General features: G+C 58.3%; 13 protein-coding genes and 1 pseudogene. 8 read left to right on the forward strand and 6 right to left on the reverse strand.

The features are described 5' to 3' along the window. Positions 1 to 434: NADP-dependent isocitrate dehydrogenase (locus D8V06_RS08645; RefSeq protein WP_177434397.1), on the reverse strand; the 434-nt coding region annotated here is incomplete at its 3' end. Positions 435 to 928: 494 nt separating this feature from the next. Between D8V06_RS08645 and icd the strand changes: the two genes are divergently transcribed. Continuing rightward, positions 929 to 2,185: an NADP-dependent isocitrate dehydrogenase gene (icd, locus tag D8V06_RS08650; protein ID WP_007972065.1), complete on the forward strand. Its 1,257-nt coding sequence runs from the start codon at positions 929 to 931 to the stop codon at positions 2,183 to 2,185. Between the two features lie 81 nt (positions 2,186 to 2,266). Here the strand turns inward: icd and cspD are convergent, their stop codons facing one another. Further along, positions 2,267 to 2,533 carry a cold shock domain-containing protein CspD gene (cspD, locus tag D8V06_RS08655; RefSeq protein ID WP_056854609.1) on the reverse strand — a complete coding sequence of 89 codons (267 nt, stop codon included), beginning with the start codon at positions 2,531 to 2,533 and terminating at the stop codon, positions 2,267 to 2,269. Positions 2,534 to 2,757: 224 nt separating this feature from the next. Here cspD and clpS point away from each other — a divergent pair, with 224 nt between their 5' ends. Both clpS and clpA read left to right on the forward strand, forming a co-directional pair. Next, entirely contained in the window at positions 2,758 to 3,120 is a 363-nt protein-coding gene (gene clpS, locus D8V06_RS08660; RefSeq protein WP_015094394.1) for an ATP-dependent Clp protease adapter ClpS, read from the forward strand. Positions 3,121 to 3,150: 30 nt separating this feature from the next. Beyond that, a complete protein-coding gene (clpA, locus tag D8V06_RS08665) occupies positions 3,151 to 5,421 on the forward strand; it encodes an ATP-dependent Clp protease ATP-binding subunit ClpA (protein ID WP_056854608.1) in 2,271 nt (756 codons plus the stop codon). 168 nt (positions 5,422 to 5,589) lie between these two features. Here clpA and infA read toward each other — a convergent pair whose 3' ends face one another. The 4 genes from infA to trxB form a co-directional block, all read right to left on the reverse strand. Continuing rightward, entirely contained in the window at positions 5,590 to 5,808 is a 219-nt protein-coding gene (gene infA / locus D8V06_RS08670; RefSeq protein ID WP_002553999.1) for a translation initiation factor IF-1, read from the reverse strand. Positions 5,809 to 5,919: 111 nt separating this feature from the next. Further along, positions 5,920 to 6,627 carry an arginyltransferase gene (locus tag D8V06_RS08675; RefSeq protein ID WP_130906289.1) on the reverse strand — a complete coding sequence of 236 codons (708 nt, stop codon included), beginning with the start codon at positions 6,625 to 6,627 and terminating at the stop codon, positions 5,920 to 5,922. 57 nt (positions 6,628 to 6,684) lie between these two features. Next, entirely contained in the window at positions 6,685 to 7,365 is a 681-nt protein-coding gene (aat, locus tag D8V06_RS08680; protein WP_056854606.1) for a leucyl/phenylalanyl-tRNA--protein transferase, read from the reverse strand. A gap of 63 nt (positions 7,366 to 7,428) precedes the next feature. Continuing rightward, on the reverse strand, positions 7,429 to 8,388 hold the full coding sequence (gene trxB, locus D8V06_RS08685; RefSeq protein WP_130906291.1) for a thioredoxin-disulfide reductase: 960 nt from the start codon (positions 8,386 to 8,388) through the stop codon (positions 7,429 to 7,431). Positions 8,389 to 8,696: 308 nt separating this feature from the next. On the opposite strand from trxB, the gene D8V06_RS08690 reads away from it, so the two are divergent. The 5 genes and pseudogenes from D8V06_RS08690 to D8V06_RS08710 form a co-directional block, all read left to right on the forward strand. Next, positions 8,697 to 11,105 (forward strand): DNA translocase FtsK, encoded by a 2,409-nt coding sequence (locus D8V06_RS08690; RefSeq protein WP_056854604.1) that lies wholly within the window; start codon positions 8,697 to 8,699, stop codon positions 11,103 to 11,105. Between the two features lie 68 nt (positions 11,106 to 11,173). Then, complete coding sequence (gene lolA / locus D8V06_RS08695) at positions 11,174 to 11,797, forward strand: outer membrane lipoprotein chaperone LolA (RefSeq protein ID WP_056854603.1); 624 nt, start codon at positions 11,174 to 11,176, stop codon at positions 11,795 to 11,797. 174 nt (positions 11,798 to 11,971) lie between these two features. Then, entirely contained in the window at positions 11,972 to 13,294 is a 1,323-nt protein-coding gene (locus tag D8V06_RS08700) for a replication-associated recombination protein A (RefSeq protein WP_056854602.1), read from the forward strand. Continuing rightward, positions 13,294 to 13,668, forward strand: a complete 375-nt coding sequence (gene crcB, locus D8V06_RS08705; protein WP_130906292.1) for a fluoride efflux transporter CrcB — start codon at positions 13,294 to 13,296, stop codon at positions 13,666 to 13,668. Before D8V06_RS08700 ends, crcB begins: the two co-directional genes overlap by 1 nt. A gap of 15 nt (positions 13,669 to 13,683) precedes the next feature. Next, positions 13,684 to 14,310: pseudogene (locus tag D8V06_RS08710) on the forward strand (serine--tRNA ligase); the annotation flags it as partial.

A 14,310-nucleotide genomic window follows, 5' to 3' on the forward strand; every position in this document is an offset into this window, starting at 1 on the left:
CGGTCGGAGTTGCCTTCACGCAGAACCGGGTTCACGGCGCTGCCCTTGACCTTGTCGTAGCGCGACTTGACGTCTTTGTCGGCGTCGCTGGTCACGGTTTCCGGGTAGTCCGGCAGTGCGTAGCCCTGGGCTTGCAGTTCTTTGATCGCGGCTTGCAATTGCGGAACCGAGGCGCTGATGTTCGGCAGCTTGATGATGTTGGCTTCAGGCGTAACGGCCAGGTCGCCCAGTTCGGCGAGGTGGTCGGCTACGGCTTTGTCGCCCAATTGCTCGGGGAAGCTGGCCAGGATGCGCCCTGCAAGAGAGATATCGCGGGTTTCCACGGCGATATCAGCCGAGGCGGTGAACGCCTCTACGATAGGCAACAGTGAATAGGTGGCGAGGGCGGGAGCTTCGTCGGTGAAGGTATAGATGATCTTCGAGCGGGTGGGCATATTCGGATTAACTCTCTCTTCTTTGCTAAAGCGTGCGCAGAAACTCGAGGGGCGCCGGGTAAGCGCGTTCGTTCAAAGTCATCCATGAGCCGAATATCGAGGTTTCGTTGCTGTGATGTTGGGTGCATCAGTAGGGCGTCAAGTAGCCGGTCTGCGGTAACAGACCAGATTGTGCGGCGCAAAGGCTCGTCATAGAGCCGTTCAGCCATCGTGACCCTTTAGTCAGCGGGCGGCATTATACATAGGTTGCTGGCAATCTGCCGATGGTTCATATGCAACGATTGTCGTCCATTGGTCTAAAGGTCGCAGGGGCGAGCAAGGCGTATGGTCATTCGTCGTGCTTGAGTTTGGCGCTTTTCCCTTTGCTTTCAGGCTTGTAGCGCGCTGGTTGTATGGCTTTGCGGCATATGAATGGAACATAGGGTTTGCGCGCCGATTCAACTGGGTTACGCTCGAACCAAGCCAGATGTTCAATCCAATCAATGGAGTTCAGCATGGGTTACAAGAAGATTCAGGTTCCAGCCGTCGGCGACAAAATCACCGTCAATGCAGACCATTCTCTCAATGTTCCTAATAACCCGATCATCCCCTTCATCGAAGGTGACGGCATTGGTGTCGACATCAGCCCGGTCATGATCAAGGTTGTCGATGCTGCTGTGAAAAAGGCTTACGGCGGCGAGCGCAAGATTTCCTGGATGGAAGTTTATGCCGGGGAGAAAGCGACCCAGGTTTACGATCAGGACACCTGGCTGCCTCAGGAAACCCTGGACGCGGTCAAGGATTACGTGGTTTCCATCAAAGGCCCGCTGACCACCCCGGTGGGTGGCGGCATCCGCTCGCTCAACGTGGCGTTGCGTCAGCAACTCGACCTTTACGTCTGCCTGCGCCCGGTGCGCTGGTTCGAAGGCGTGCCCAGCCCGGTCAAGAAGCCAGGCGACGTCGACATGACGATCTTCCGCGAGAACTCCGAAGACATCTACGCCGGCATCGAATGGAAAGCCGGCACGCCGGAAGCCACCAAGGTCATCAAGTTCCTGAAAGAAGAAATGGGCGTTACCAAGATCCGTTTCGACGAGAACTGCGGTATCGGCGTCAAGCCGGTGTCCCTGCAAGGTACCAAGCGTCTGGCGCGCAAGGCCCTGCAATATGTGGTCGACAACGATCGTGATTCGCTGACCATCGTGCACAAAGGCAACATCATGAAGTTCACCGAAGGTGCCTTCAAGGAATGGGCCTACGAAGTGGCGGCTGAAGAGTTCGGTGCGACTCTGCTCGACGGCGGCCCGTGGATGCAGTTCAAGAACCCGAAAACCGGCAAGAATGTCATCGTCAAGGATGCCATCGCCGATGCCATGCTCCAGCAGATCCTGCTGCGCCCGGCTGAGTACGATGTAATCGCCACCCTGAACCTGAACGGTGACTACCTGTCCGACGCCCTCGCGGCTGAAGTGGGAGGTATCGGTATTGCCCCAGGTGCCAACCTGTCCGACACCGTGGCCATGTTCGAAGCCACCCACGGCACCGCACCGAAGTACGCCGGCAAGGACCAGGTCAACCCGGGCTCGCTGATCCTGTCTGCGGAAATGATGCTGCGCCACATGGGCTGGACCGAAGCGGCAGACCTGATCATCAAGGGCACCAACGGCGCGATTTCCGCCAAGACCGTGACCTATGACTTCGAACGTCTGATGGAAGGCGCCAAACTGGTTTCCTCTTCCGGCTTTGGCGATGCGTTGATCTCGCACATGTAAGCGAACGACAGGCATGCGAAAACCGCCCGGCTCAAGTGTTTGAGCCGGGCGGTTTTTTTTATGACTGGATGTTGTGCGGGCTCAGGCCGTTACAGCTGATGATGTGGTGGATGTCACCGGTTTCGATGCATCCACAGGATTCATGATGTTGACCGCATGCAGGCCCTTGGGTCCCTGGATGATCTCGAACACCACAGATTGCCCGGCTTTGAGGGTCTTGTAACCGTCCATCTGGATGGCCGAGTAATGGGCAAACAGATCTTCCGTCTTGCCATCCTCATTGATGAAGCCGTAACCCTTGGCGTTGTTGAACCATTTAACCTTGCCGCTGACCTTGACACCTGACATACCCAACTCCCTCTGCAACAGACTCCATCACTGGAGTATCATCCAGTTCATCCGCAGTCACTTCTTCGAAAAAAGTTGACTCCGCGGACCTTTTTTACCCACTGTGGGCTCTATTGTTTGTAACACCCTTTTGCCGATAGTCAAGCTGACCCGGCAGTCGGAGTTGAAAACGCTGATAGCCGCCCCCACCACTGTATTTGAACAACTGACGAACCTTTCTTTCCATGCATGCAATCAGCCAGATTCGACTAACATTCAATCAGGATCGCCCTGATTTACACGACGACGATTCCGCAGGCATTGCTGTTCAGGAGGCCAAGCCTGCTTTACAGGCGCCGCCGATGTACAAGGTGGTTTTGTTCAACGATGACTACACACCGATGGATTTCGTCGTCGAAGTGCTCGAGGTGTTTTTTAACCTGAATCGCGAGCTGGCGACCAAGGTCATGCTGGCCGTTCATACAGAAGGACGGGCAGTATGTGGAGTGTTTACCCGCGACATCGCCGAGACGAAGGCCATGCAGGTCAACCAGTACGCCAGGGAAAGCCAGCATCCGCTACTCTGTGAAATCGAGAAGGACGGTTAATCGCCGACCACTTGGGTATGAGGTGAAGCTATGTTAAACCGCGAGCTCGAAGTCACCCTCAATCTTGCCTTCAAGGAGGCTCGTTCGAAGCGTCATGAGTTCATGACCGTCGAACATCTTCTGCTGGCCCTATTGGACAATGAGGCTGCCGCCACCGTTTTGCGTGCGTGCGGCGCAAACCTCGACAAACTCAAGCATGACCTGCAGGAGTTCATCGACTCCACCACGCCATTGATCCCCGTGCATGACGAAGATCGTGAAACCCAGCCAACCCTGGGCTTCCAGCGTGTACTGCAGCGTGCTGTGTTTCACGTACAGAGCTCGGGCAAGCGTGAAGTGACTGGCGCCAACGTGCTGGTCGCGATCTTCAGTGAGCAAGAAAGTCAGGCGGTGTTCCTGCTGAAACAGCAGAGCGTTGCCCGCATTGATGTCGTCAACTACATCGCCCACGGCATTTCCAAGGTGCCCGGGCACGGCGATCACTCTGAAGGTGAGCAAGATATGCAGGACGACGAGGGCGGTGAGTCTTCTTCTTCAGGCAATCCTCTGGATGCTTATGCCAGCAACCTCAATGAACTCGCGCGCCAGGGTCGAATCGATCCGTTGGTAGGCCGTGAGCTGGAAGTCGAACGCGTCGCGCAGATCCTGGCGCGTCGTCGCAAAAACAATCCGCTGCTGGTGGGCGAGGCCGGCGTGGGTAAAACCGCGATCGCCGAAGGCCTGGCCAAGCGTATTGTCGACAACCAGGTTCCGGACCTGCTGGCCAACAGCGTGGTTTACTCCCTTGATCTCGGCGCGCTGCTGGCCGGGACCAAATACCGTGGTGATTTCGAGAAGCGCTTCAAGGCGTTGCTCAATGAACTGAAAAAACGTCCGCAGGCGATCCTGTTCATCGACGAAATCCACACCATCATCGGTGCGGGTGCCGCGTCCGGTGGCGTGATGGATGCTTCGAACCTGCTCAAGCCGTTGCTGTCGTCCGGTGATATCCGGTGCATCGGTTCGACCACCTTCCAGGAATTTCGTGGGATTTTCGAGAAGGACCGAGCATTGGCACGGCGCTTCCAAAAGGTGGATGTGTCGGAGCCTTCGGTGGAAGACACCATTGGTATTCTGCGTGGCCTGAAAGGGCGTTTCGAGACTCATCACAATATCGAATACAGTGATGAAGCCTTGCGTGCCGCTGCCGAACTGGCTTCGCGTTATATCAATGACCGTCATATGCCGGACAAGGCGATCGACGTGATCGACGAGGCGGGAGCCTTCCAGCGCCTGCAACCGATCGAGAAGCGGGTGAAGCGCATCGAAGTGCCTCAGGTCGAGGACATCGTTGCGAAAATCGCGCGGATTCCGCCAAAGCACGTCACCAGTTCCGACAAGGAGCTGCTGCGTAACCTTGAGCGTGACCTGAAGCTGACGGTGTTTGGCCAGGATGCGGCGATCGACTCGCTGGCAACCGCGATCAAGCTCTCCCGTGCCGGCCTCAAGTCGCCTGACAAGCCTGTCGGTTCGTTCCTGTTCGCCGGGCCGACTGGTGTCGGTAAAACCGAAGCAGCGCGCCAACTGGCCAAGGCATTGGGTGTCGAGCTGATTCGTTTCGACATGTCCGAGTACATGGAGCGACACACCGTATCGCGTCTGATCGGTGCACCTCCTGGTTATGTCGGGTTCGATCAGGGCGGCCTGCTGACCGAAGCGATTACCAAGCAGCCACACTGCGTGCTGTTGCTCGATGAAATCGAGAAGGCGCATCCGGAAGTCTTCAACTTGCTGTTGCAGGTGATGGATCACGGTACGCTGACCGATAACAACGGGCGCAAAGCGGACTTCCGTAACGTGATCGTCATCATGACGACCAACGCCGGTGCCGAAACTGCCGCACGTGCTTCGATCGGTTTCACTCATCAGGACCACTCTTCCGATGCGATGGAAGTGATCAAGAAGAGCTTTACGCCAGAGTTCCGCAACCGTCTGGACACCATTATCCAGTTTGGTCGCCTCAGTCATGAGGTCATCAAGAGTGTGGTGGACAAGTTCCTTACCGAACTCCAGGCGCAGCTGGAAGACAAGCGTGTATTGCTGGAAGTCACCGATGCTGCCCGCAGCTGGCTGGCGGCCGGTGGTTACGACTCGGCAATGGGTGCTCGACCAATGGCTCGCCTGATCCAGGACAAGATCAAGCGTCCGCTGGCGGAGGAGATTCTCTTTGGCGAACTGGCCGAACATGGCGGTGTGGTGCACATCGACATCAAGGACGGCGAACTGACCTTCGAGTTCGAGACCACGGCTGAAATGGCCTGACGTTAACCGCAACAAAGCAGAAAGGCGCCAATTGGCGCCTTTCTGCTATTGATCGTTCCCATGCTCCGCGTGGGCAAGCAGCCCGGTTGAGGCATTCCCACGCAGAGCGTGGGAACGATCCGCAAACAAAAACGCCCGGCATAAGCCGGGCGTTTTGTATTGACTTGATTAGCGAGCGCGGTAAGTGATGCGCCCTTTGCTCAAGTCATAGGGCGTCAGCTCGACGCGCACTTTGTCACCGGTAAGAATACGAATGTAGTTCTTGCGCATCTTGCCGGAAATATGCGCGGTTACGACGTGCCCATTTTCCAACTCCACGCGAAACATGGTGTTGGGCAGGGTGTCGACGACAGTGCCTTCCATTTCGAAGCTGTCTTCTTTCGACATGCAGTAAAGCCCTCGGTGTCCAGTGAATGGCCCGGTGCAACTGCGCCAGGCAAAAGCGGCGTGCATTGTGCCCGAAAAGTGGGGGTCAAGCCAAGGGGTTTAGGGTGTGCTCTAGTTCAGAACGACCCAGCGCTGGTTAACCAGCAGCTCTATTGGGCGATATTGGGTCTTGTAGCTCATTTTTTTGCAGTTTTTGATCCAGTAGCCCAGGTAGACCGCATCCAGCCCCAGGCGCCGGGCCTCGGCGATTTGCCAGAGGATCGCGTAACGCCCCAGGCTGCGTCGTTCTTCGGCAGGCTCATAGAAGGTGTAAACCGCCGACAGGCCGTTTGGCAGCAGGTCGGTCACCGCGATCGCCAGCAACCGTCCGTCGAGACGAAATTCATAGAAACGCGAAAACGGCAGGTCACGCACCAGGAACGTAGAAAATTGATCGCGGCTGGGCGGATACATGTCGCCATCGGCATGTCGCTCTTCAATGTACCGTTGATAGAGATCGAAATACTCTTCACTGAACCCGGGTCTGGCCGGGCGCACCTGCAGATCGGCGTTGCGTTTGAAAATGCGTTTCTGCTGACGATTGGGCGCGAATTGCCCTACGGGAATGCGCGCAGGCACGCACGCATTGCAGTTCTGGCAATGGGGCCGGTAGAGGTGATCGCCACTGCGACGGAAACCCATTTCCGACAGGTCTGCATAGACATGCACATCCATGGGCTGGCTAGGGTCAAGGAACAGGGTCGTGGCCTGCTCCTCAGGCAGATAGCTGCAAGAGTGGGGCTGAGTGGCATAGAACTTCAGGCGCGCCAACTCGGTCATGATCAACCCTCGGGATAATGCTTTCGATTAAGTGTAAGCCACGCGCGCAAAAGTCGCTCAGCAAACCCAAGTTGCGCGGCTGGGTCGATCCAGATATTGCGCCAGATAACCGGCAAATGCGCTGCGGGGAATTGCCCGCGCGCCAAGGCTGTGCAGATGATCGGTCGGCATCTGGCAGTCGATCAAGACAAAGCCGGAGTCTTTCAGATGTTGCACCAATGTGGCAAAACCAAATTTGGAGGCGTTGTCGGCGCGGCTGAACATCGATTCGCCGAAAAACATCTGGCCCATCGCCAAACCGTACAATCCGCCAACCAGTTCTTGCTGGTCCCAGACTTCCACCGAGTGGGCGAACCCGCGACGGTGCAGTTCAATGTAGGCGTCCTGCATGGCATCGGTAATCCAGGTGCCATCGGCGTATTCCCTGGGGGCGGCGCACGCCCGGATAACGGCGGCGAAATCCCGATCGAAGGTCACCTGATAACGTTGTTGGCGCAGCAATTTGCCAAGGCTGCGGGATACGTGCAGTTCGTCGGGAAATAAAACTGTGCGTGGGTCGGGTGACCACCAGAGGATCGGTTGGCCTTCCGAGAACCATGGGAAACAGCCGTGACGATATGCCTGGATCAGCCGGTCGGCAGACAGGTCGCCACCGGCCGCCAGCAACCCGTTGGGGTCACGCATGGCCTTTTCCAGTGGCGGGAAAGTCAGGGTGTTGCGTTGTAACCAAGTCAGCATGGCGTTCGGGCTTGCAGAAGGGGAGGGCGGTGGCGGGCTCTCGGCCCGCCGTGAAGTGTGCCGTTAAACGACGGGAATGTCGTCGAGGTATTTTTCCGCGTCCAGTGCAGCCATGCAGCCAGCCCCTGCGGAAGTCACGGCCTGGCGATACACGTGGTCGGCCACGTCACCAGCGGCAAACACGCCCGCAATGGCGGTCGCCGTGGCATCGCCATCACTGCCACCCTTGACCAGCAGGTAACCGTCGCGCATTTCCAGTTGGCCGACGAACAGGTCGGTATTGGGTTTGTGGCCGATGGCGATGAACACCCCGGCCACTGCCAGTTCCTTGAGTTCGCCCGTATGGCTATCGCGCAGGCGGGCGCCGGTCACGCCAGTGGCGTCACCAAGTACCTCATCGAGGTTCTGGTTCCAGTGCAGGCGAATATTGCCGTTGGCGGCTTTCTCGAAGAGTTTGTCCTGGAGGATTTTCTCAGAACGCAACTTGTCCCGCCGGTGTATCAGATGAACTTCCTTGGCAATGTTCGACAAGTACAGTGCTTCTTCAACGGCGGTATTGCCGCCACCAATGACCGCGACCACTTGATTGCGATAGAAGAACCCGTCGCAGGTCGCGCAGGCGGAAACGCCTTTGCCGGCAAACGTTTCTTCCGACGCCAACCCCAGGTATTGCGCGGACGCACCGGTGGCAATAATCAGCGCGTCACACGTGTAAGTGCCGCTGTCGCCAATCAGTTCGAACGGGCGCTGTTGCAACTTGGCAGTATGGATGTGGTCGTAAACGATCTCTGTGGCAAAGCGCTCGGCGTGTTTTTGCATGCGTTCCATCAACACCGGGCCGGTGAGGCCTTCGACATCGCCTGGCCAGTTATCGACTTCCACGGTGGTAGTGAGCTGGCCACCGGCCTGTATGCCGGTAATGACAACGGGTTTGAGGTTGGCGCGGGCGGCATACACGGCTGCGCTGTAACCGGCGGGGCCGGAACCCAGGATGATCAGGCGGTGATGCTTCGCTTCGCTCATAAAAACACCTCATAAGCCTTTGTCACAAAAGACAATGCATGCTCAAATTGAGTCGCACGTGATGTGCTGTTGACTATGCTACACCCTAGGATCACAAGCATGGCATCAAGCGTACAAACCCGTACAATGCCTGGCTGTAACAGCGTTTGTAACAAAATAAGCAGGACGTTTCGTGTTTATAAAAACCGGAACGCAGTGTTAAAAGTAGTCTGAGTTATGGCTGTCAACTTTTTTACCTGCCTGGATTGGGCAGTTTTTAATAGTCAATCAACAGATGGACGCGCCTTGGGCGCAGGAATAGTAGCGTTTTGAAGAAATCCACCGAAGCACCCAAAACAGTCGTGCCGCTCTGGCGTCAGCAATTGCACTACCGCCTCAAGGAAGGTGCATTGATCGCCATTGGCGCGTTGTGCCTGTTTCTGATGATGGCCTTGCTGACCTACGGCAAGGACGATCCGGGCTGGAGCCATAACAGCAAGATCGACGATGTGCAGAATTTCGGTGGTCCGGCGGGCTCCTACAGCGCCGATATCCTGTTCATGGTGCTCGGTTACTTCGCCTACATCTTCCCCCTGTTGCTGGCGATCAAGGCCTACCAGATCTTCCGCCAACGTCACGAGCCGTGGCAGTGGAGCGGCTGGCTGTTCTCCTGGCGCCTGATCGGGCTGGTATTTCTGGTGTTGTCCGGTGCTGCGCTTGCCCATATCCATTTTCACGCGGCGACCGGTCTGCCGGCCGGTGCTGGCGGTGCGCTGGGCGAAAGCCTGGGTGATCTGGCGAAAAACGCCTTGAACATTCAGGGCAGCACGCTGCTGTTCATTGCCCTGTTCCTGTTCGGCCTGACCGTTTTCACCGATTTGTCGTGGTTCAAGGTGATGGACGTCACCGGCAAGATCACGCTCGACCTCTTCGAGCTGTTCCAGGGCGCAGCCAACCGCTGGTGGGCGGCCCGTACCGAGCGCAAGCAACTGGTGGCGCAATTGCGTGAAGTCGACGACCGCGTGCACGACGTGGTCGCGCCAACCGTCACCGATAAACGCGAACAGGCCAAGGTCAAGGAGCGCTTGATCGAGCGTGAGCAAGCCCTGAGCAAGCACATGTCCGAGCGTGAGAAACAGGTGCCGCCGGTGATTGCGCCGGCGCCGGTCAAGCCACCAGCCCCGAGCAAGCGCGTCGAGAAAGAGAAACAGGCGCCGCTGTTCGTCGACAGTGCGGTGGAAGGCACCTTGCCGCCGATTTCGATTCTTGATCCTGCGGAAAAGAAACAACTCAATTATTCGCCGGAATCCCTGGCCGCGGTCGGCCATTTGCTGGAAATCAAGCTCAAGGAATTCGGCGTCGAAGTCACTGTGGATTCGATCCACCCTGGGCCGGTGATCACCCGTTACGAAATTCAACCGGCGGCCGGGGTCAAGGTCAGCCGCATCGCCAACCTCGCCAAGGACCTGGCACGTTCCCTGGCCGTGACCAGCGTGCGGGTGGTGGAAGTGATTCCGGGCAAGACCACGGTCGGTATCGAGATTCCCAACGAAGACCGGCAGATCGTGCGCTTCTCCGAAGTGCTGTCGACCCCCGAGTACGACAACTTCAAATCGCCGGTCACACTGGCACTGGGTCATGACATCGGCGGCAAGCCGGTCATCACTGACCTGGCGAAGATGCCGCACCTGCTGGTGGCCGGTACCACCGGTTCCGGTAAGTCGGTGGGTGTGAACGCGATGATCCTGTCGATTCTGTTCAAGTCCGGCCCGGAAGACGCCAAACTGATCATGATCGACCCGAAAATGCTCGAACTGTCGATCTACGAGGGCATTCCGCACCTGCTGTGTCCGGTGGTCACCGACATGAAGGACGCCGCGAACGCCCTGCGCTGGAGCGTTGCCGAGATGGAGCGACGCTACAAACTGATGGCGAAAATGGGCGTGCGCAACCTGTCTGGCTTCAATGCCAAGGTCAAGGAAGCCCAGGACGCTGGCGAGCCGTTGAGCGATCCGCTGTACAAGCGCGAAAGCATCCATGATGAAGCGCCGCTGCTGCAAAAGCTGCCGACCATCGTGGTGGTGGTCGACGAATTCGCCGACATGATGATGATCGTCGGCAAGAAGGTGGAAGAACTGATCGCGCGTATCGCCCAGAAGGCGCGTGCTGCCGGCATCCACCTGATCCTCGCGACCCAGCGTCCGTCGGTTGACGTGATCACCGGCCTGATCAAGGCCAACATTCCGACCCGTATGGCGTTCCAGGTGTCGAGCAAGATCGACTCCCGGACCATCATCGACCAGGGCGGCGCCGAACAATTGCTGGGGCACGGTGACATGCTCTACATGCCGCCGGGTACCAGTCTGCCGATCCGTGTCCACGGGGCCTTTGTGTCCGACGATGAGGTTCATCGCGTGGTCGAGGCCTGGAAGCTGCGTGGCGCGCCGGAGTACAACGACGACATCCTCAACGGTGTCGAAGAGGCCGGCAGTGGCTTTGAGGGCAGCAGCGGTGGTGGCGACGGTGATGATCCCGAGGCCGATGCGTTATATGACGAAGCGGTGCAGTTCGTTCTGGAAAGCCGCCGTGCCTCCATTTCCGCGGTTCAGCGTAAACTGAAAATCGGCTACAACCGCGCAGCGCGCATGATCGAAGCCATGGAAATGGCCGGTGTCGTGACGTCCATGAATACCAACGGTTCGCGTGAAGTCCTGGCCCCTGGCCCGGTACGCGACTGATCCGAGATTGAAAAGGGGCGGCGTCCCGAGGCGCCGCCCGCACTCCCACGAATGTTATGAGGACTCCCATGCGTCTGATCCGCATGCTGTTGCTACCGGTACTGGCCTTGACCACGCTGCAGGCTCACGCCGATGACAAGGACGTGGCGCGCCTGACTCAATTGCTGGAAAAATCCCAGACCCTGACCGCACGTTTCTCCCAGCTGACCCTCGATGGCAGCGGCACCCAGTTGCAGGAAACCGCAGGTCAAATGTCCCTGCAACGCCCGGGCCTGTTCTACTGGCACACCGACGCGCCGCAAGAACAGTTGATGGTTTCCGATGGCAAGAAGGTCACCCTTTGGGACCCGGATCTGGAGCAGGTCACCATCAAGAACCTCGATCAGCGACTGACTCAGACCCCGGCGTTGCTGTTGTCCGGTGACGTGTCGAAGATCAGCCAGAGCTTTGACATCAGCGCCAAGGAAGCCGGCGGGGTGATTGACTTCACCCTGAAGCCGAAAACCAAGGACACGCTGTTCGACAACCTGCGTTTGTCGTTCCGCAACGGCTTGGTCAATGACATGCAACTGATCGACAGCGTCGGCCAGCGCACCAATATCCTGTTTACCGGTGTGAAGGCCAACGAGCCGATCCCGGCTTCGAAATTCAAGTTCGACATCCCTAAAGGGGCGGACGTGATCCAGGAGTAAGACGCATAACTTGTGGGAGCGGGCTTGTGTGTCGAGGGAGCTTGCTCCCGCTGGACTGCGCAGCAGTCCCATTTTGGGGGTGTTTCGCGCCCCAGCGGGAGCAAGCTCCCTCGCCACAGGATTTCGCCAGACTTGAGAACTACGTAATAAAAAGCGAGGTTTTAACAGTACGTGATGGACCTGTTTCGCAGTGCCCCGATCGCTCAGCCCTTGGCCGCCCGTTTACGTGCGACCAACCTGGATGAGTACGTCGGTCAGGAACACGTGCTCGCTCGCGGCAAGCCTTTGCGCGAAGCCCTGGAGCAGGGTGCCCTGCACTCGATGATTTTCTGGGGGCCGCCAGGGGTCGGTAAAACCACGCTGGCGCGGTTGCTGGCGGAAGTCTCGGAGGCGCACTTCGAAACGGTGTCGGCCGTGCTGGCCGGGGTCAAGGAAATCCGTCAGGCGGTGGAAATCGCCAAGCAGCAGGCCGCGCAGTACGGCCGCCGCACGATTCTGTTCGTTGACGAAGTGCACCGTTTCAACAAGTCCCAGCAGGATGCGTTCCTGCCGTACGTCGAAGACGGCACGTTGATTTTCATCGGTGCAACCACCGAAAACCCTTCGTTCGAACTCAATAACGCATTGCTTTCGCGCGCGCGCGTCTATGTGCTGAAAAGCCTCGACGAAACCGCGCTGCGCAAATTGGTGCACCGCGCACTGACCGAAGAACGCGGCCTGGGCAAGCGCAACCTGACCCTCAGTGATGAAGGCTTCCAGATGTTGTTGTCGGCCGCTGACGGCGATGGCCGGCGTCTGCTCAATCTGCTGGAAAACGCCTCCGACCTGGCAGAAGACAATAGCGAAATCGGCACCGATCTGCTGCAAAGCCTGCTCGGCGACACACGTCGGCGCTTCGACAAGGGCGGTGAAGCGTTCTACGACCAGATCTCCGCGCTGCATAAGTCGGTGCGCGGCTCCAATCCCGACGGCGCCTTGTATTGGTTCGCGCGCATGATCGACGGCGGTTGCGATCCGTTGTACCTGGCCCGGCGCGTGGTGCGCATGGCCAGCGAAGACATCGGCAATGCCGACCCGCGCGCGTTGAGCCTGTGCCTGGCGGCGTGGGAAGTGCAGGAGCGGCTTGGCAGTCCCGAAGGTGAATTGGCGGTGGCCCAGGCCATCACTTATCTGGCCTGCGCGCCTAAGAGCAACGCGGTGTACATGGGTTTCAAGAGCGCATTGCGCGCGGCTGCCGAACACGGCTCGCTGGAAGTGCCGCTGCACCTGCGCAACGCGCCGACCAAACTGATGAAGCAATTGGGCTACGGCGACGAGTACCGTTATGCCCACGACGAACCCGATGCCTACGCCGCCGGGGAAGACTATTTCCCGGAAGAACTCGACCCTATTCCGTTCTATCAGCCGGTGCCCCGGGGCCTTGAGCTGAAAATCGGCGAAAAGCTCAGTCATCTGGCGAAACTCGACCGTTTAAGCCCCAGGCAGCGGAGAAAATAGTGGTCCCATTGATAATCGCGGTTTCCGTCGGCGGGATCGCCGGCACGCTGTTGCGCTTCGCTACGGGTAACTGGATCAACGCTAATTGGCCGCGGCACTTCTATACCGCGACGCTGGCCGTTAATATCGTGGGCTGTTTGCTGATCGGCGTTCTATACGGTCTGTTTTTGATTCGCCCGGAGGTGCCCATCGAGGTGCGTGCCGGGTTGATCGTCGGCTTCCTCGGAGGGCTGACGACTTTTTCATCCTTTTCACTGGATACGGTGCGCTTGCTGGAAAGCGGGCAAGTGCCGCTGGCCCTGGGCTATGCGGCCATCAGCGTATTCGGCGGGCTGCTCGCCACCTGGGCCGGCCTGTCCTTGACCAAACTTTGATAACGAGAGACCGACATGCTCGATTCCAAACTGTTACGTAGCAACCTTCAGGACGTAGCGGACCGCCTGGCTTCCCGTGGCTATGCCCTGGATGTCGCGCGCATCGAAGCGCTGGAAGAACAGCGCAAGACCGTCCAGACCCGCACCGAAGCACTGCAGGCCGAACGTAACGCGCGCTCCAAATCCATCGGTCAGGCCAAGCAGCGCGGCGAAGACATCGCGCCGCTGATGGCGGACGTCGAGCGCATGGCGGGTGAATTGAGCGCCGGCAAAGTCGAACTGGACTCGATCCAGACCGAATTGGACTCGATCCTGCTGGGTATCCCCAACCTGCCGCACGAATCGGTGCCGGTCGGTGAAGATGAAGACGGCAACGTCGAAGTACGCCGTTGGGGCACCCCGACTGCCTTCGATTTCCCGGTTCAGGACCATGTAGCACTGGGCGAGAAGTTCGGCTGGCTGGACTTCGAAACCGCCGCCAAGCTGTCCGGCGCTCGTTTCGCCCTGCTGCGTGGCCCGATTGCCCGTCTGCATCGCGCCCTGGCGCAGTTCATGATCAACCTGCACGTCACCGAGCACGGTTACGAAGAGGCTTACACGCCTTATCTGGTCCAGGCTCCGGCGCTGCAAGGCACCGGCCAG

The sequence above is a fragment of the Pseudomonas sp. Sample_24 genome, assembly GCF_004307605.1.
Lineage (GTDB): Bacteria > Pseudomonadota > Gammaproteobacteria > Pseudomonadales > Pseudomonadaceae > Aquipseudomonas.

Bases quoted from the DNA above. Each gene is read 5' to 3' on its own strand.
- icd (WP_007972065.1), top strand. From the start codon at position 929: ATGGGTTACAAGAAGATTCAGGTTCCAGCCGTCGGCGACAAAATCACC.
- cspD (WP_056854609.1), bottom strand. From the start codon at position 2,533: ATGTCAGGTGTCAAGGTCAGCGGCAAGGTTAAATGGTTCAACAACGCC.
- clpS (WP_015094394.1), top strand. From the start codon at position 2,758: ATGCATGCAATCAGCCAGATTCGACTAACATTCAATCAGGATCGCCCT.
- clpA (WP_056854608.1), top strand. From the start codon at position 3,151: ATGTTAAACCGCGAGCTCGAAGTCACCCTCAATCTTGCCTTCAAGGAG.
- infA (WP_002553999.1), bottom strand. From the start codon at position 5,808: ATGTCGAAAGAAGACAGCTTCGAAATGGAAGGCACTGTCGTCGACACC.
- D8V06_RS08675 (WP_130906289.1), bottom strand. From the start codon at position 6,627: ATGACCGAGTTGGCGCGCCTGAAGTTCTATGCCACTCAGCCCCACTCT.
- aat (WP_056854606.1), bottom strand. From the start codon at position 7,365: ATGCTGACTTGGTTACAACGCAACACCCTGACTTTCCCGCCACTGGAA.
- trxB (WP_130906291.1), bottom strand. From the start codon at position 8,388: ATGAGCGAAGCGAAGCATCACCGCCTGATCATCCTGGGTTCCGGCCCC.
- lolA (WP_056854603.1), top strand. From the start codon at position 11,174: ATGCGTCTGATCCGCATGCTGTTGCTACCGGTACTGGCCTTGACCACG.
- D8V06_RS08700 (WP_056854602.1), top strand. From the start codon at position 11,972: ATGGACCTGTTTCGCAGTGCCCCGATCGCTCAGCCCTTGGCCGCCCGT.